Origin of the sequence: Enterococcus sp. RTP21361st1_A6_RTP21361_211029 (genome assembly GCF_040910045.1) — a bacterium.
GTDB lineage: Bacteria > Bacillota > Bacilli > Lactobacillales > Enterococcaceae > Enterococcus_D > Enterococcus_D gallinarum.
The window spans coordinates 1-18992 of record NZ_JBDGBK010000060.1; the positions used below are offsets into that span (position 1 = coordinate 1).

14 protein-coding genes are annotated in these 18992 nt (G+C 38.0%); 10 read left to right on the plus strand and 4 right to left on the minus strand.

Annotated elements, in window-relative coordinates; all coding sequences use genetic code 11:
• The 6 genes from AB5Z52_RS11160 to AB5Z52_RS11185 form a co-directional block, all read left to right on the plus strand.
• Positions 1-685: ATP-binding domain-containing protein (locus AB5Z52_RS11160; RefSeq protein WP_368266915.1), on the plus strand; the 685-nt coding region annotated here is incomplete at its 5' end.
• Between the two features lie 10 nt (positions 686-695).
• The gene (locus AB5Z52_RS11165) at positions 696-1466 is read left to right on the plus strand and encodes a MerR family transcriptional regulator (RefSeq protein ID WP_288551692.1); all 771 of its coding nucleotides are present in this window, start codon (positions 696-698) and stop codon (positions 1464-1466) included.
• A gap of 56 nt (positions 1467-1522) precedes the next feature.
• On the plus strand, positions 1523-2209 hold the full coding sequence (locus tag AB5Z52_RS11170) for a M23 family metallopeptidase (protein ID WP_288551691.1): 687 nt from the start codon (positions 1523-1525) through the stop codon (positions 2207-2209).
• A 274-nt stretch (positions 2210-2483) separates the two neighbouring features.
• Positions 2484-4079, plus strand: a complete 1596-nt coding sequence (locus AB5Z52_RS11175) for a type I restriction-modification system subunit M (RefSeq protein WP_288551690.1) — start codon at positions 2484-2486, stop codon at positions 4077-4079.
• Positions 4069-5289, plus strand: coding sequence for a restriction endonuclease subunit S (locus AB5Z52_RS11180; protein WP_288551689.1), 1221 nt, complete (start codon positions 4069-4071; stop codon positions 5287-5289). Before AB5Z52_RS11175 ends, AB5Z52_RS11180 begins: the two co-directional genes overlap by 11 nt.
• A gap of 12 nt (positions 5290-5301) precedes the next feature.
• The gene (locus AB5Z52_RS11185) at positions 5302-8451 is read left to right on the plus strand and encodes a type I restriction endonuclease subunit R (protein ID WP_368243674.1); all 3150 of its coding nucleotides are present in this window, start codon (positions 5302-5304) and stop codon (positions 8449-8451) included.
• Positions 8452-8789: 338 nt separating this feature from the next.
• On the opposite strand, the gene istB is transcribed toward AB5Z52_RS11185, so the two are convergent.
• On the minus strand, positions 8790-9551 hold the full coding sequence (gene istB / locus AB5Z52_RS11190; RefSeq protein WP_003129321.1) for an IS21-like element helper ATPase IstB: 762 nt from the start codon (positions 9549-9551) through the stop codon (positions 8790-8792).
• A 10-nt stretch (positions 9552-9561) separates the two neighbouring features.
• Positions 9562-10788, minus strand: a complete 1227-nt coding sequence (istA, locus tag AB5Z52_RS11195; protein ID WP_288551687.1) for an IS21 family transposase — start codon at positions 10786-10788, stop codon at positions 9562-9564.
• 122 nt (positions 10789-10910) lie between these two features.
• Between istA and AB5Z52_RS11200 the strand changes: the two genes are divergently transcribed.
• A complete protein-coding gene (locus tag AB5Z52_RS11200) occupies positions 10911-11582 on the plus strand; it encodes a hypothetical protein (RefSeq protein WP_288551696.1) in 672 nt (223 codons plus the stop codon).
• 92 nt (positions 11583-11674) lie between these two features.
• Here the strand turns inward: AB5Z52_RS11200 and AB5Z52_RS11205 are convergent, their stop codons facing one another.
• Both AB5Z52_RS11205 and AB5Z52_RS11210 read right to left on the minus strand, forming a co-directional pair.
• The gene (locus tag AB5Z52_RS11205) at positions 11675-13300 is read right to left on the minus strand and encodes an ABC transporter ATP-binding protein (RefSeq protein WP_288551686.1); all 1626 of its coding nucleotides are present in this window, start codon (positions 13298-13300) and stop codon (positions 11675-11677) included.
• Positions 13297-15597, minus strand: coding sequence for a hypothetical protein (locus AB5Z52_RS11210; protein WP_288551685.1), 2301 nt, complete (start codon positions 15595-15597; stop codon positions 13297-13299). Before AB5Z52_RS11210 ends, AB5Z52_RS11205 begins: the two co-directional genes overlap by 4 nt.
• A gap of 387 nt (positions 15598-15984) precedes the next feature.
• Here AB5Z52_RS11210 and AB5Z52_RS11215 point away from each other — a divergent pair, with 387 nt between their 5' ends.
• From AB5Z52_RS11215 to AB5Z52_RS11225, 3 genes are all read left to right on the plus strand, one after another.
• The gene (locus AB5Z52_RS11215) at positions 15985-16848 is read left to right on the plus strand and encodes a helix-turn-helix domain-containing protein (protein WP_368243672.1); all 864 of its coding nucleotides are present in this window, start codon (positions 15985-15987) and stop codon (positions 16846-16848) included.
• Positions 16849-17390: 542 nt separating this feature from the next.
• A complete protein-coding gene (locus AB5Z52_RS11220) occupies positions 17391-17756 on the plus strand; it encodes a RidA family protein (RefSeq protein WP_003125490.1) in 366 nt (121 codons plus the stop codon).
• Between the two features lie 285 nt (positions 17757-18041).
• Positions 18042-18803, plus strand: a complete 762-nt coding sequence (locus AB5Z52_RS11225; protein ID WP_005470423.1) for a formate/nitrite transporter family protein — start codon at positions 18042-18044, stop codon at positions 18801-18803.
• The last annotated feature ends 189 nt before the right edge of the window (positions 18804-18992 follow it).

The following is an 18992-nucleotide window of genomic DNA, read 5'->3' on the forward strand; positions in this document are numbered from 1 at the left end:
CCCGTATCTCTTTTTTAAATGGAAGATCGAAGGACTGCCGATCAACCACCAGATCAAGCATCTCGTCATTGATGAAATGCAAGATTATTCTCTGCTCCAATTTTATTTACTGGATCAATTGTTTCCCTGTCAAAAAACGATCTGGGGAGATGTTAGCCAAAATCTACTCAGAGAGAACCCTGATTTTTTGACCCAAATACAAACCATCATTCCCGACAGCCGCGTAATCACCTTCAATAGGAGTTACCGATCCAGCTATGAAATCATGTCCTATGCCAAACGCTTTACCACCAATCAGGATCTCCAGCCGGTGGAACGTCACGGAAAAGCAGTGGCAGAGATCCACCTAACAAAAGAGCAAGACAAATGGATGGAACTTCGGCAGCAGATTGCTTCTTTTCAACAATCGTCGTATCGAACCTGTGGCATTATCTGTCAGACCGAAGCCGCAATGATTGCGATCAAACAGCAGCTTGTTGAGGTCCCCTTGACTTGCCTGACAAAAGAGACAAAAGCAATGGTAGAAGGAGTAATCCTTACCACGCCTCAATTTGCGAAAGGATTGGAATTTGACCAAGTGATCCTGCCGGATGTCCACGCGCATCAGCTAACAAAAAAGAGCAACCTGCTTTATACTAGTTGCTCTCGGGCGCTACATGAACTAACATTGTTAGTAACAAGCTAGGAGGGGGAGAATGAAGACCTATAGCACTTCCGAAGTTGCCAAAATCGTTGGCTTTCACCCAAATACCATTCGCCGCTATGAAGAATGGGCATTGATCCCCACGCCGCTGCGCAAGCAGAATGGCTATCGGATCTACACTGACTACCATCTAGAATTGATCAAAACGGCACGTATCGCTTTCCAGATTGAAGTTCTTCAGTCTGGGCTGCGAGAGCGCATGCGAGAGATGATCAAAGCATTAGCGAATTATGACTTTGATCACGCACAAACCTTGTTGGATCAGTATATCGTGGCGGTTGATCGAGAAATCGCTCAAGCCAAAGAAGCCATCCGCATCGTGGGACATTTGCTGAAAGGAGAGCCCGCAGACAGGATGTTTTCCCTCAAGCGAAGAGAAGCAGCGGACTACTTAGGCGTCACCACCGATGCGCTGCGAGATTGGGAACTGAACGGACTTCTTACCTTAAAGCGCAGTCAGAATGGCTACCGTATTTATGAAATGGACGACTTGAACCGCTTGAAAATCATTCGGATTCTGCGCTCTGCCAACTATTCATTAGAAGCCATCTTGCGATTACTCAATTCTCTGGATCAATCGCAGGAACCAGACATTAAATCTGTTCTAAACCAACCCGATCCTGACGGAGACATCATTTCTGTCTGTGACCGTTTGATCGCATCCTTGGAAAAAGCCAAAGAAAATGCCCTCGGATTAACAGCCAAGATCAAGCAATTACAGAAACTCTCTACAACGCTAGAAAGCCCACCTACCAGCCATTGAACACTGTTGAAAAAAATGCACCGAGAGGAACCATCTGTAGAATTGGAGGAAGAACCATGGATCCATTCAAAAGCCCCATCCGCATCGAGTTTCCCTTAAGGGGAGAGTGGCAAGCCCCCACGACCCCTGTCAAACGCGTCCCCAGTCATGGAACCAATCGTATGGGAATGAGGTATGCCTTTGATTTTGTCCAAGTCAATTGGAATAAGCCCCATAAGCCGTTTTATGATACCTCTTTTGCCAGATATTTTCTATCCGGTGTACCATTAGCGAACTGTTACTGTTGGGGTCAACCTATCTATGCTCCATGTGATGGTGAAGTCATTGCTGTGGTTGACGGCATTCCGGAACGGCAAACCGTTCATTGGGTATCCGATGGAGCTCTCGCAATCAAAAATGCCCGCACCTTTAATGAATACCAAGACGACTTTAGCCAAATCGCTGGCAACTATTTAATCGTGAAACACGCCCCACAAGTCTATCTCGCTTTCGTTCATTTGCAGACCAATTCCATCGGCGTAGCTGTCGGTCAACAGTTGCAAAAAGGCGAGTTTCTAGGAAACGTCGGTCACTCTGGCAACTCCACCTCGCCTCATTTGCACTTCCAAGTCATGGACAGCGACGACATTGCCCATGCCAAAGGCTTACCCTTCGTCTTCGAGAAATATGAACTGTATCAGGATAATCATTGGGAAATGGTCTATGATCAATTGCCTTCGGATATAGATCGGGTGAGGTTTTGAGGGGAAGAGACATTTTCCCAATTGAGTCAGCAGATTTCCCTTCCTTATCTATTTGCTTATCGAACGTACGTTTCTTATAATAGGGATGTATCTCTATGCAAAATTTCTATCGCTGGAGGGTTACTTGATAGGGATAGAGAAGGCGCTTTTGATAATATGAGATGAATAAAAATCAAAGAAAGCATAAAAAGAAGAAATTACCCGAAACTTCTTCTTTTTGTGCTTTATAGTGATAAAATTAGGAAAAAGAACGAAATATAGGAGTGTGCATGTAGTGGGACAAGAATTGAATCAGCGACTATTTAGTGCAGCGGATAATCTTCGTAGCAAAATGGATGCATCAGAATATAAAAACTATCTTTTAGGCTTGATTTTTTACAAATATCTTTCAGATAAATTATTACAACAAGTTGTTTTATTAGCAGATGAATCCTTAGAAGAATATGATGAAGTCGAGAAGCAGACGAAATTGTATCAAGAGTTACTGGCAGATGAAGATTCAAGAGAAGATTTGTTAGCAACGATTGTGGATACTCTGGGTTATGAAATTGAACCCAATCGCTTGTTTAATGTGTTAGCTGATCAAGCAAAACAAAATATCTTTCAATTGAATGACTTGAACAAAGGCTTTACCGAGCTGTCTTCAAAGTTTGAGCAATTTAATGGGTTGTTTGATGATGTCGATTTACAATCAAAAAAACTTGGTTCAGATGATCAACAACGAAATGTCACAATAACCGAAGTATTAAAGAAACTGAATGATATTGATGTATTAGGGCATGATGGTGACGTGATTGGGGATGCTTATGAATTCTTAATCAGCCAATTTGCTTCCGAAGCGGGAAAGAAAGCTGGCGAATTCTACACACCAAAAAAAGTTTCTGAAATGATGGCGCAAATTGTGACTATTGATCAAGAAGAGAAAAAATTATTCAGTGTCTTTGATCCGACGATGGGATCAGGCTCTTTAATGCTGAATGTACGGAATTATTTGAAATATCCTGAGAATGTCAAGTATCATGGTCAGGAAATGAATACCACGACTTTTAATTTAGCAAAAATGAACTTAATTCTTCATGGCGTAGACGCAGAAGATATGAATTTGAGAAACGGCGATACGCTTAATAAAGATTGGCCTACAGATGAGCCGTATTTATTTGATTCAGTAGTTATGAATCCACCATACTCAGCGAAATGGTCAGCAGATGCGACTTTTTTAGATGATTCCCGCTTTAACCGATATGGAAAGCTAGCACCAAAATCCAAAGCCGACTTTGCTTTTCTCCTTCACGGCTTTTACCATTTAAAAGATTCCGGAACAATGGCAATTGTCTTGCCTCATGGCGTGCTGTTTCGTGGTGCAGCTGAAGGGGTTATTCGGAAGAAGTTACTTGAAGATGGTAGCATTTATGCAGTCATTGGAATGCCAGCAAATCTTTTCTTTGGTACATCGATTCCAACAACAGTGATTATTTTGAAGAAAAATCGTGAAACACGCGATGTCTTGTTTATTGATGCCAGCAAAGAATTTATTAAAGGAAAAAATCAAAATAAATTATCAGTTGAGAACGTTGAAAAAATTGTTTCGACGTACAAAAATAGAGCAACTGAAGATAAATATGCTTATTTAGCCAGTTTTGATGAGATAAAAAAAAATGATTATAACTTAAATATTTCTCGTTATGTTGATACGTTTGAAGAAGAAGAAAGTATTGATATGAAGAATGTAGGGAATGAAGTTAAGCAAATTCGCCAAGAAAAGCAAGCATTAGTGAAAGAATTATTTTCTACCATCGCTGCTTTTGAGACAAATGATGAAAATAAAGAATGGCTCCAAGGTGCGTTAGAGGTGTTTAGACATGACGAATAAGAATAAACCAGAAATTCGTTTTCCGGGATTTACTGAAGAATGGGAACAGCGTAAGTTGGGAGAGGTAGCTAAAAGGATTACTCGTAAAAATAAAGAGTTAGATTCGACTCGCCCATTAACGATTTCAGCTCAAGAAGGGTTAATAGACCAAAATGAGTTCTTTAATAAAACTGTTGCTAGTCTCGATGTTAGTGGATATTATCTCGTGAAAAATGGAGAGTTTGCATATAATAAATCTTATTCAAATGGATATCCTTGGGGAGCAATCAAGCGATTAAATCGCTATGATATGGGAGTTTTATCAACTTTATATATTGTATTCAAGCCTATAGACATTGATTCGGATTTTTTAGAAAAATATTATGATACTACTTATTGGTTTAAAGAAGTTTCAAAGCATGCTGCTGAAGGAGCAAGAAACCATGGTCTACTGAACATTGCGGCTTCGAATTTCTTTGAAACTGAGATTATTATTCCTTCCAATAGTGAAGAACAAAAAAAAATAGGATCCTTCTTCAAACAACTCGACGATACGATTGTTCTTCATCAGCGCGAACTAGAGCTACTAAAAGAAACCAAAAAAGGATTCTTACAAAAAATGTTTCCCAAAGAAGGAGATAAAGTTCCAGAAATTCGTTTTCCGGGATTTACTGAAGAATGGGAACAGCGTAAGTTAAAAGATTTAGGAGTTATTCAGACCGGTAATACCCCATCAACTTCTGACACTGAGAACTACAATGAGAGTGGTGTTTTATGGGTTACCCCTACGGACATGGAACATTTAGTAACCAACAATAGTTCTAAAAAGTTAAGCCCAAAAGGTTATTCAAAGGCGAGAATTGCTGAACCAGGCTCCATTTTAGTTACTTGTATTGCTAGTATAGGTAAAAATACTTTGGTTGAAGAGTCTAGCGGGTTCAATCAGCAGATTAATTCGTTGACACCAAACGAATTAAACGATTCATATTTTCTATTAACTCAATCAGAATTATGGTCAAAAAAAATGAAAAATATAGCAGCCTCGGGAACAATGCAAATAGTCAACAAAACAGATTTTTCGAACTTATCATTTCTATATCCTGAGCTTGTTGAACAACAAAAAATCGGCACTTTCTTCAAACAACTCGACGACACGATCGCTCTTCATCAGCGTGAGCTCGATTGGCTAAAAGAAACCAAAATAGGGTTTCTGCAAAAATTATTTGTCTAAGGAGGTGAGCGAATGAAAATAAACCATCGTGACGAAGCCGAAGTAGAAAGTCACCTGATTCATATATTAGGCGAAGGTCACAACCAATGGGTGTACCGACCAGAGTTAAAGACAGAAGTTGATTTGTGGCAAAATTTGCGTGAGAAGATCACGCATAATAATCTTTCAGAAATTGGTGAACATCCTTTAACTGATAAAGAATTTGAAACCATTAAAACAGAATTGCTATTGAAAACTCAAACGCCCTTTGATGCAGCGAAATGGTTAAAGGGAGAAAATGGTATTGCTCGAATCAAGATTGATCGTGAAGATGCTTCTTTAGGATCAATCTCGCTGATTCTTTATTCCAACCAAGACGTAGGTGGGGGCTTGTCGACGTATGAAGTTGTGAATCAAATTGCCAAACAAGGTAGTAGTGCGGACGCACGTGACCGTCGTTTTGATGTGACATTATTAATCAGCGGCTTGCCGATTGTTCAAATTGAATTGAAACAGGTCACAGCAAAAGACGGTGTTTTTCAAGCCTTTAACCAAATAAAAAAATATGCTGAAGAAGGTTTCTTTCGTAATAACATCTTTTCAACGCTTCAATTGTTTGTTGTCTCAAATGAACAAACGACGCGCTATTTTGCCAATGCAATGCCTAAAGACATGCATCGGAAATTTTTGTTTAGTTGGCGGACAAGAGACAACAAAAAAGTAGATAATCTTTATGAATTTTGTAAGCAAGTGTTGAATATCCCAGATGCCCATCGGCTTATCGCTAACTACACGATTGTGAGCGAAGATCAAGACAATAAAACCTTAATGGTATTACATCCCTATCAGGTACATGCGATAGAGGCATTATTTGTGGCGGCCAATAAGCACCAATCCGGCTATGTTTGGCATGCAACTGGTTCAGGAAAAACGTTGACAAGTTTTGTTGCAACTAAACTTTTAGCGCGCAAGTCTGGTATTGATCGTACGATTATGCTGGTGGATCGCAAGGACTTAGATAATCAAACCACCAATGAATTTACAAAATTTGCCTCAGAATTTAATACAGGGACATCTTCTGGGGATGCGAAAGCCAATAGTTTAATTGTGGGAACTGGCAATGCAAAAGAGCTAGGCAAAACACTTTTGGCTGATGCAAATGCCAACGTAATTATTATTACCACCCGCCAGAAACTAGACGCAGCGCTGAAGTATGCCAAAAAACAAGAAGCCAAAAATGGAGCCAAGCGATTTGAAAAGCTGATTGGGCAACATATTGTTTTTGTAGTAGATGAATGCCATCGCGCTTTAAGTGCTGAAAATATGGAGGAAATCAAACAGTTCTTTCCTAACTCTACTTGGTTTGGCTTTACAGGAACGCCGATATTTGAAGTGAATAAGAAGCAAGCCCAAGGACAATTGGCTCGTACTACTCGAGACCAATATGGGGATGTCTTGCACACCTATACAATCAAGAATGCCTTAGAAGATGGTTCGGTATTAGGCTTTCAAGTGGAGCATGAAAATACCATTGAGCCAACCTCACTAGATAATCGCATTCACCAGAAATTACTTGAAGTCGAAAAATATGCAAAATACTCTCCAGAACAAATCAATTTGGTTGTGGATAATATAGATCAAATGAAAAAGGAGAGTTACATTGAGCCGATTGTTTATGAATCAGAGGAGCATATTCAGAAAGTGATCCATAAAATCTTTCGTCCTAATAATGCCTATACAAAATTCGATTTTAGAAATGGACGACCAACAAAGTCTGCTATTTTGACAACAAGCTCTATTGAGATGGCAAAGAGATACTATCGAGCGATCAAAGAAATGACGAAAGAATCAGATTGGCTTCAAAAAGAATTTCCTGATCAACCGATTCGTGAAGGAAGAACGATGGAGGACCCGGATTTTCCGCGAATTGCCATTACATACTCTATGGATGAGAATGCAGCAAGTGCCAAAGAAAAGCAAGATGAAATGCAGCAGATTATTTCAGAATACAATGAGTATTACCATACAGCATGGACAATCGCAGAAATTGAACGCTATAACGGAGATATCAATAATCGTTTGGCACGGAAACGAGCGGAATTTAAGCAATTCGGTAAGCAAATTGATTTAGTGATTGTCGTTGATCGGCTTTTAACAGGGTTTGATGCCCCTACGATCCAAACATTGTTTGTCGATCGAAATCTAGAATATGCAGGATTAATTCAAGCCTTCTCACGAACCAATCGCACATATCCCGATAAGAAGAAAGGGCTAGTCATTACATTTAGAAAACCTGCGACAATGGAATATAATGTGACAGAAGCAACAAAACTATATTCAGAAGCACAAGAAGAATCTGGGCTGATTTATCCAACCTATGAAGAATCAAAAGCACGCTTTGAAAAGGCATATAAGCAATTACAAACATTTACTGTAATACCTGGAACAACTGAGAATACTCCAATAGAAACCCGAGTAGATTATGTGAAAGCTTTTCAAGAGTTGAATAAGGCTTATGAAGCATTGGTTACGTATGACAATTACAATGAAGAGATGGAACAATCAGATGTTTTAAAAGAACAGGTTTCTATCTTAGAAGAACAAGTTGGCTTTTATGAAACAATCAAGGGCTCGTTGGTAGATGAGCAAGAGGAAGAAGGAGGTATGAATTTTTCAGCTATTGAGTTTTATAGCGACAATTCAATCCGACTGTATGACATTGACTCCTCATATATTGATCAATTATTAGGTACTTATGCAGCCAATAGTTCAGATGTACGTGAAGAAATTGAGAAAGCTTTGAAGAAATTAAACAAAACTGAGTGTGTCAAAGAAGTGTATCGACAAATCTTGAATGCCATAGATTCCGGAGAGCTTGATGTGAAAGAAGATATTTTTGCCATCAAACGACGCTTCTTTGTGCAAGCAAGAGATCAAATGATTCATGCGTTCTCAAATGAATGGAATGTTTCGGCAAATGAACTTCATTATTCAAGTATTCAATATGTTGTTGGAGAGGACCCAATTCCTAATATGAAAGGGATTATCCAAAGTAAAGATTTTGAGGCCTACAAAGAAAAACATCCAACCGCGAAGCCATTCCAATACCCGCAACAAATGAAGCGAGCATGGAGAACTGTGTTGTATGAAACCTTGATCCCTCTAGAAAATGAACTAAGGTAGGTAAAGAATGAAGGGATAGTAATTGAAGTAGCTGGTTTTTATTCTTCTGAAAAGGTGGTTGAGTTATTTGGCGCTTTATCAATTGAGCAACCTGAAAATGAAAGAAATTAAAGAAGAAGTTTTTGCTAAAGAAAAGCAATTGCAAGAACTCATTGAGGAAAACTTAGAATCATTATTTAATTTGGACTTTGTTGCTTCAGAATTTACTGTAGGTAATTTTCGGTTAGATACGGTAGCTTATGATTCTGATACTAAAAGTTTTGTAATAATTGAATATATGTCAAGGGCCATAATAAAATGTTGGTTTTGGGCCATTGAAATTGTAGGTAGTTTTCTCTTTATCGTTTCGTTTCTTTTCCTTTCGTTTCACTATAACTTTTCATTCGATAGGAAGGTCCTGTAATTTGAATAATTTTAGAATGATGGACCAATCGGTCCAATAAAGCATTAGTCAATTTCTTATTACCAAAAATTTCGGACCATTGAGACAGAGGAATATTCGTTGTAATAATCGTTGATTTTCTTTCGTATCGCATATTAATTAGTTGAAACAGTAAGTTAGATCCTTCTTTTGAGAAGGGGAGATACCCGACTTCATCAATAATTAATACAGAATAGCTCGCATATTTTTTGAGCATGGTATCACTTGTCCCACGTTTATGTGCCCGGATAAGTCGATTAACCAGTTCTGTACTAGTGATAAATAAACAGCTCTGCCCTCTATCAATACACTCTAAACCAATTGAAACGGCTAAATGGGTTTTTCCAACACCGCTATTTCCAATGAATAAAAGGTTGTCATACGTGTCTAAAAAGCGTAATGTCACTAAATCTTGAATTTCACTTTTTTTGATTTTGGGTTGAAAATCAAAGTTAAAATCATGAAGGCGTTTATGATAGGGAAACATTGCCCGTTTTAAAATTTTTCTTTGGGTCTCCTTTCTACGATAGCTAATTTCTTGATGTGTTAATTCAAATAAAGAATCAACTAGAGATTGTTCATTTTTAGCTACTTCATCTAAATGGGCAGGTAAAATTTCTTTGATACAGGTAAGATTTAAATCTGATAATTGATTTAATAACTGATGGTAATTTGACATATGAGCCTCCTTATAATTCATCGTAAGCATCTAAATTTTCTTCTACAAAGCGCTCCAACTCTTCGTCTTCTAAGTATTTGAAGACATCAGATCGAAGAATCTCAAGAGAGTCATCACGTTGATAATTTAAGGTTTTTTTGCTTAATGGGTGCGAGTGAATACATTGATGGCCATACCAAATGAATAGACTGTCCTTACGGACATCTAAAGTTACCTCTTTACCAATATATTTCACGGGAACAGAATACTTTGAGTTTTGATATTGGACCATGGATTCAATGGAAACTTTTCTAATTACGTGTTGGGTTCTAGAAACATATCTGACTAATTCTAAACGATTGAAAGGACGCAACATCGATTGTTCATCTATAAGAAACTTAGAGGGATGATTATTCACTGCTTGAGAACGTTCATTATTTAAGTCATTCATAAACTCATAGACGATTCGTTTTAGCTCCTGCTCATTTTCAAACTCGTAGTTAAAGACCATTAAGCGGTTAACAGTACGAGCTAAAGCTTCAACTTTGCCTTTGGTTTGTGGACGAAAAGGGCGACAAGCAATCGGATTGAATCCAGCATCTTTAGCAAATTGACGAAATTTTTCGTTAAAAACGGTTTGACTAAATTGGCTTTTATTTCTATCAACAACTGTTTTCATATTGTCAAACCAAATTTCTTGAGGAACACCATTCCCGCAGTACTCAAACGCATTGACCAAACAATTGAAGACATTCGCTTGGGTTCGATCAAAGGTTACCTTTAAGTATTTCATGCGAGAATAGCCTAGAATATATAGAAAAAGATTGAAGTAAAAGACTTCACCATGTTTACTCACCATCTTAATATTTTCTTTCCAATCGACTTGAGCAGAAAGACCTGGCGTCGTTTCAATTCGAATGGTTGCTTTTTTTACACGCTTTTCTCGATAGTTCCGACAATATCGTTTGACGGTGGTATAGTCACCTTGATATCCTTTTTTCTTAATAAAATAATAAATTGAAGAAGCGGAACAGCTTAACTCCATTTTATCTTTAATAATTTCTTCAAAACCGCTTAATAAAAGAGGAGCAGAAGATTGTCTCTTTTTGATCTGTTCTACTTCCCCTTTAGTTCCAGCTTCATAGTAACGCTTGACTGTTCGGTAATCACAATTATATTGCTTGGCCATGGCTGCATAGTTAAGTTGAATATCGTTCATAATGTGTCGTAAGACTCCTTCTAAGACATCTTTTCGCATGAGTCACTCTCCTTGAATGGTTTCATGAAAAAGAATATCAGATTTTAAATCTAACCTACATTTTCGATGGCCCTTTTCCTACATTTTATCGTGGCCCTTTACACCAAGCAGTAAATTCATTTATCGCAAAAACGATTGTAACATCTGATTTAGGGGCAAAAATTGCCGAAGCTTATGGCATTGAAGTTAGAAACACGTTAACAGGATTTAAATTTATTGGGGAACAAATCCAATTATCAGAAGAAACAAAAGATAAAACGTTTCTTTTCGGCTATGAAGAAAGTTTTGGGTACCTGGTAGCCCCATTTGTCAGGGATAAGGATGCGATTCAAGCAGCTGTATTATTGGCTGAGACCGCACTGGACTGTTTCCTTTCTGGAATTGATTTAGTTGATCGCTTGAATGAAATCTATGACCGTTATGGTTATTACGAAGAACAATTAGAAACAAAAGTTTTTCCCGGTAAAGATGGACTGTCGCAGATGAGTCAGCAGTTAGATCGTTTAAGATCACTGTCATTTTCTCATTTGGGGGATTTTGTCTTAATGGCCAAAGAAGATTTCCTGACTTCTGAACGGTGGATGGCCGGTCAATCAATCGAAAAAATTACATTACCATCATCCAATGTTCTAAAATATATATTTACCGATGGTTCGTGGGTCTGTCTGAGACCTTCAGGTACAGAACCAAAGTTTAAAATTTATTATTCTGTCAATGCGTCAAATCAACCATCCGCTACACAGAAGATGCAGCAGTTGCGAACAGCTTTTCATCAGCTGTTAAAATCTGAATAAAAGACTTCCAAAAAAGTGTCCTCCAAAAATTGGGAGGCACTTTTTTTCAGAAGATTTATATTTATAATAATGAGAAATTTTTGCTCCACGGTTCATGAACGACTAGCGTTCGCCATTGCAATCAGTTGATTTTCCGATGCTAAAGGGGCGCTGATAGAAATAATTTGATCAAATTTATGAATGTTTTCTTCCAGTGGATGATGACTGACCATCACAACCGTCAACTCGTTGTCTTCCAAAAGGAGATTCTCAATGAGCAACGTATTCTTTTTATCTAATGAAGAGGTTCCTTCATCAAAGAGGATGACTGATTTTTTTTGAATAAAGGCTCTGGCTAAACCAATGCGCTGTTTTTGTCCACCGGAAAGATTGGTACCGTTGTTTTCAACTACTTTGTCAATATCATCTACAAAATCTGCCGCGGCTTTATTCAATGCTTCGGCTATTTCTGTGTTTGCGTAGTTGTTCCAAAGAGCGACATTTTCTTTATAAGAAGTGTTGAACAAATAATTGTCTTGGTCGATATATTGAATAAAAGAGTGGCTATCCACATCTATCAACTGATGACCATCCACCTTTATTTCGCCTGAATAGCCTTCCAAATCACCAATCAAGATTTTTAATAAAGTACTTTTTCCGCTGCCACTATCACCCGTGAGGAGATATTTTCCCCCTTTTTTTATGTCTAAACTGAAATTTTCTAGGATCGGGAGATTTGCGTCATAGCCGAAAGATAAATTTTCGATTCGTATACAATCAGTGAATTCGTTGTAGTTTTTTTTCGTGGCGCGAACGATTGGCTTATCAACAAAAAATGTTTCTATGACGGGCTCTATGGATCTTAGTTCCATGGCCGATTGACCTACCAACGATACAGAGTTAAAGATGTTTGCTGCTAAATTGCCACTGGAACTAATAGCTCCAATCGTCGTTTGTCCGATAATTGCCAGAAAGCCTGTCACAATATCTACGACTACTTGACTCAATAAACTAGAAAAAGCAATGAGGTTCATAATCTTGTGATTTGTTTTTGCAATGGCAACCTTATTCTCAGAAAGGTCTTGAGAGTATTCGGTAATCTTTTTTGGAATTTCTGCCAGCCTATTATTGTAACGGAAAACGTTGTAACCTTTTAAGATATTGGCAATCCTTTTTGTATAAGAGGAATTACTAGTAGATAACTTTTGTCCAAGCGCCACAAGAACTGTCCCGAATTTATTAGGGATATAAAGGATCAATCCCGTTAAACCAAGGACCAAAACGACCAGCCAAAGGTTAAAAAGGGCCAATGCAACAATTGAGAACAAAATCAACCATCCGTTAAAAAAAAGACGATATAAACTCATCACGCCCTGCGTTTCGATTTGTGTGATATCATTTGTCAGCTTCGACACATAGCCATCAGCCGTGATTTTATTGAAGTCTGCTAATGGGGCTGTCTTGATAGAGTCAGCTTCACGTTTTCGCAATGAAAGACTGATTTTTTGTAGTTCTTTCTCCTGATAAACTGAAAAGAAATAGTTTGAGCAGACATAAATCAGCCAAAGAATGAGAATCACTAGGTCCCAAAAAAGAAATTGGCTGATATTTCTGGCAAAGATAGCATTAGTGGCAAAAGCCAGTAGATAACTTGGCAGAACGCGTAAAAAGGATAAGAGGCCTGACAGCAACAGCATTTTAAGAATATTGCTTTTATAATGTTTATAGAGTGTTTTCACTGATGATCCTCCAATCTCTGTCGGATACAATCCACTAAGAATAAGACGCCGATTTCCCCTGTGAGAAATCTCGCTTCTATTCTTGAATTGGTGCAGTCCGGGTATCGATTCTTTCCCTTGAAATTGACCTTGTAGGATAGTAGATTCGTTAATAGAGAGTTGTAATCGTTTCTTTTGAGATTATTTGTCAGAACTTTCAAATAGGCGATACCACTAATACCGTATTCAAAGCTGACATTTGAAGAAACTAGTGGCAGTTCTTTTATTTGCTCAAAGGTTTCATTTTTCATGGCTTCTGTCCCTAATCCACTTCGCAAAACATACCATTTTGCTAGTAGCAGACCGGCTTTACCATTTGCCAAATAAGGTGATTTATTCGCATTTCTTTTACTGATTTGCGGGAAATGTGTCTTGCCAAATTTTTCTGTATAGTTCAGCCAATCAGTAAGACTCTGGAGTATTCTTTCCTCACGAAAAAAACGATAAGCTTCCACCAATGAACAGACGATCATTGCTGCACCATCAAGAAGCCCTTCTCCCTCAACCCCATCAATTTCTGAAATAAATCTGCCATCTTGATTCTGAGAACCGATTAATTTTTGTATCCAGAGGTGAATCATAGGTTTCAATCGATTGATCGTTTGTGCTGGACTCATAACCAAAACAAGAATAATCAAGTGAGCATAATCAGCCAAACCGGTTCTATTTACATGTCCTATTTTTTCAAAAGAGAAATCTACGTTATTTGTAAAAGTTATTTTTTGATTGTCCATTAAATAACTGAGATAAGCTAAAATGAATAGTTCTTTTTCGTTTGCTAAGTCTGTTAAATCAACCGAACTGCTTTTTGAGTCGATCAAATGAACTGCATTCTTATCCACGTTGGAAAGATCATCAGCTAATAGATTTTCTTTTATTTCGTTATACGCTAATGAGACGGCTTCAAGTGGGTGGGTGCACATAAGATGGAGCTGGATTTCAAGGTTCGTCGAATGAGGTCTCAATAGTAAATTGCTGATCAGTGAATAATAACGACGGTCTAGCTGATAATGACAAGCAAAAAGATAAAATGTCTCCAGTGCTGCTTGCTGATCCAATTGCGCCAGTTGGTTTGTTCCGATGAAAAGGTTAATAATCAGGAGCCCTAAGGAAACATAATCTCGCTTCATTCTGTCGATTGAATGATCCCCATTATCAAAACCAGGAGTCTTTACGATGTAATCGTATTGTTCAAAAGCAAATTTTCCACCTTCAAAATCTATGATTACTGGCTGTCCGTCTCGTAACATAATATTAGTATTGGAAATGTCATGAATCGTGATTCCAAATTTATTAATCGCTACTATCATTCTCATTAACTCGATGATTATCTTTTGAGCATCCTGGCGATAGCTACCAGTAAGATCGTCGAAATACACTTCTTCAACTACTCGATCTGAGAACTCAGAGAGGGTGGGTCCTTCAATAAATTCGACTACCGTAAAATAATGCTCCCACTCGTAAAAACTGTCATAAACCTTTGGGCAATTCTGCGGAAAAAGGTTAAAGAAGGCTATTTCTTTCTTGCGCATGTCAATACAATCACCTGATGAAGAGGATTCGATATAGGGGCGCGCTTCTTTAATAATCACCTTTCGATTGCCGATAGTATCCGTTCCTAAATATACATCGCCGGTATTGGAGTAATGAACAGCTGTTTCTACTTTGTATCTATTATTCAGCAATGCAGATGGGTTCTCTTGTTGTGAACTATCATGAAAGGGATCTTGTACAAAAGGCGGCTGAGAATAATAAGGCAACCGTTTGTCTTCGATAATAGAGCCATCGGGACAAATTAATTGCTTTCTTTCTGTCTCTGATTCATTTTCGTCCGCTCGACAACGTCCATACCTGTAGTAGAGGACTTTACAATCTTTATATCTCTTGTCTGAAAGAACGTAAGGTCCCTGAAAATCATTTAATCGGGTATATAACTTTTCGCACATCACAATAAACTTCTCTAAAGTTGAGGGATAGATTGTGATGAACTTTCCTGAATAGGCTCTAGGGGTACTTTTAGAAAGGTTGTTTGTAAACTGATCAAGATTCTTCAAAAATTTCATATCTACATCATTTTCGATACAGCATGAGATACATTCGCTCAGTATCAAAAAATAATTAGTATAAGTAGCAGAAACATGAATTTTCCATCCTTGCTTGGGAACGTTCTGGTTAATGTTTAAATAAGTAAATGCTTGATCTGTATATGTATTTTTTAGATCAGGATAGATGAAGTGGAATGTATTGATGAAATCCATTGATTCCCTCTTTTCTTGACGTATTGATTTCATTTTTTTGAAAAACTGGCTTTACTCCCCTTTTGCTCGACAAGGACCAAACCTAAGCAAGGGGGACTTTGACATCTCTTTGTATCTAATTAAAAAAGAATAGAATGACCAAGGGGGGAGTATTCTATTCTTTTTTAATCGCATTTATTTTGTTGCTGATACTTTTAGTGAGATTTGACATTTAAACGTAAAGATTGAATTTGGAGAAACGGCAGAATCTTCTTTAAATGCTTGTAAGCTTAGTACTGTATTCATCTGAACACCACCTTTCCACTTGTTACCGTTACTATATCATCAGTAAATGTTCCCCAGTTTTTAAAAATGTGTAGTATACTATACGTGAAAAGGAGCGGTCAGATGAAGGCATATGGACCATTGATCAAAAAAATCAGAATGGCGAAACACTACACTCAAAAAGAAGTTTATTCAGGTGTTGCTTCCCGCAGCTTTTATGCGAAATTTGAAGCAGGAGAGTACGCGATCGAAGCATTAAAATTCAAGCGTATTTTAGAAAATATGAATATGAGTGAATCAGAATTTTTTTTCCTTTATGATAAGGAGAATCCTGCAACTAAGCGAATCACGATTAGAGATGTCATTGATACTTACTATGACTTCAATCTGCATTCTGTCGATAAGTTATTAGTGATCTATAGGGACAATAAAGCGTCAGAGATAAGCTCAGATCGGTTGATCAGCTCTGCAGCATATGCTTTGGCTTGGTCACTAAAACCGACCATCGATCACTGGCCTTTAGTGACTTTAAGAGAATATTTCACACGTCTTAAGAGTTTTTCAATGATGGAACTGGAATTGTTCATTACAACTTTTTTTATCTTTTTTGATGAGGAAGAACGAATTGAGCCATTACTCTCAAAAGCGATTGCTGCCGCAATCACTTGGTGGTCACTTTACCCAGAGTTGATTGATCGACTAATCGGCGCATTGTATGTCAATATGATTCAATTCTTGATTACAAATAATGAGTTAGAGAAGGCATCACTCTTAGATGAAAAATTGACGGAATCGCTTACTGATTCTACCTTCTCTCTGACCACGCAGCTCTACTTTGCTTTTTTTAAAGCCTTTCTAGCAGAAGATCGCGCAGAAGTAACGAATATCTTAAGCTTGCTTAGAAAGAATGATCGACAAACTTATACCATTCTTAGTAAGATCATCCAGTCGACAGCTTTTAGAAAAATTCTCAATATATCTTCATAAGCAGGCTGCTTAAAGGAGGGGCTAGTGAGCAAAAAGACATTGACCGCTACCTAACTGTTTTCGTTTCTGACTCGGGGAGTAGTGGCTGCCGGTCTGTTTCCACTAGTGCTAGTTGATAGAAGGATCAACTAGCTTTTTTGTTTGCCTTGCTGAAGTAATCATTGGTGGGAGTAAAAGTCTGAGACGTAACTATGCTTTTCCAGCGCCTGGTTGAAGATTATTTTCTAAAGGGATCAAAGCGATTAGCGAAAAGAGCTATCGAACGAGCAGCAATATGGACCACGTGTGTTCGAATCGCTGTGTTGATTCACTGTTGAAGATAAGGGAACAAGACGCAACCTTTCTTTTTTAACACCAAACATGTCGCCTCATTTTCTAAGTGGTAGGCGATAATTAAAGGTGCAGAAAAAGCAGAGGAGGCATTGAGAGATGTTGAGTATCTCGTTGGAAGAAAGCAGAACAATTTTATGTATTTTAGTAAGAAACCAGAGGCTGTTTTTTCAGACAAAAATTCAAATAGATTATTTCAGGAGGCGAGTTAAATGAAGCGCTATGACATTAACCGAGATTGGGCAAATTCAGGAGTGATTGAGGCTGGGAATTTAGTCTTTGTTGGCTATTGTGTCGGAAATATCGGACAATCGGTCGAACAACAAATAATCGGTGCTTTCGATCACTTGGAAGAACGGTTGAAACTAGCGGGACTTACGTTAGCAGATGTGGTCCAAATGGACGCTCTTTTCAAAGATATCTTTGATATTCCGATAATGGAAAAAATCATCAAAGAAAAATTTAATGGACAATACCCTGTCAGAAAGTCTATTCAGACTTCTTTTGCGCACCGTGGTGAGGTAGGCATCTTGTTTCAAGTGGATGCCATCGCATTTAAAGGAAAGGACTTTAAATAATAAAAGAGCTGAATTAGTCATTCAATTCTAAGATATTCAACTCAAGAAGGGGATTTGCTTCTAGAGTGCTTTCCCAGATCAAAAACAAACGGATTCCTCGGTAAACAACGGACGTTGATTTAACCGGGGTTTTTTTAATAGAATCTGATGAAAATTTCGTGAATTTTTTTACAATAACAATGCAAAATCAAAAACGATGGTGTTATAATCGTTGATGGAAATGTGAAGGAAATCACTATTGTTTTTTATCAGAAAATCTATTGGAAAAGTAGGGATCAAAGAGTTATGCACACACCAGAAGAAATTATGGACATTAGTATTCATCTAGGCACCAAAAAAGTACAAAAACCGATCATTGCGAAACTTATTTTAGGATTCATCGGAGGGGCTATGATTTCTCTTGGCTATTTAGCCTATGTTAGAGTCTCTGCCTCTATTCCAGAATCACTTTCAAGTCTCACCAGTCTAGTTGGAGCAGCGGTTTTTCCAATCGGATTGATTGTCATCCTGCTTGGGGGCGGTGAATTAATTACAGGGAATATGATGGCGGTAGCGATTGCTTTTATGGATAAGAAAGTCACGTTTCTGCAACTAGTGAAAAACTGGCTGATCATTACCTTAGCTAATATGGTCGGTGCGATTTTTGTGGCGTATTTTTTTGGTCACTTTGTTGGATTGACAAGTTCAGGAGTTTATTTAGACCAAATCATTCACCTTGCTGATCACAAAATAGCTGCGTCTTGGTTACAAGCAATTGGTTCTGGTATCGGCTGTAACTGGTTTGTCGGTTTAGCATTATGGTTGTCTTATGGTGCGAAAGATGCGGCTGGGAAAGTATTGACGATATGGTTTCCAGTCATGATTTTTGTTGCCATCGGGTTTCAGCATAGTGTGGCAAATTGTTTTGTCATTCCGGCAGCGATCTTCGAAGGCCACGGCACATGGTTGGAATTCTTTGCGAATTTTATTCCTGTCTATATTGGGAATATCATCGGAGGTGCGCTATTTGTATCCGGCTTTTACTATGCCAGCTACAAACATCATTAAGAAGTTTTCGAATAACAACACAATCCTATTCGTTCGTTGATAATGAGCTTTTTATATGGAAACTTGGTTCATTGTAAAAATAAAATTACTAAAGAACATCGAAGCGCGTTTTGAGAGTGTAAAATATTTTGTGTAAATAGAAAAAAGGAAGTCCCTTCTGTAGAATAGAGTTACCACAACACATTCACA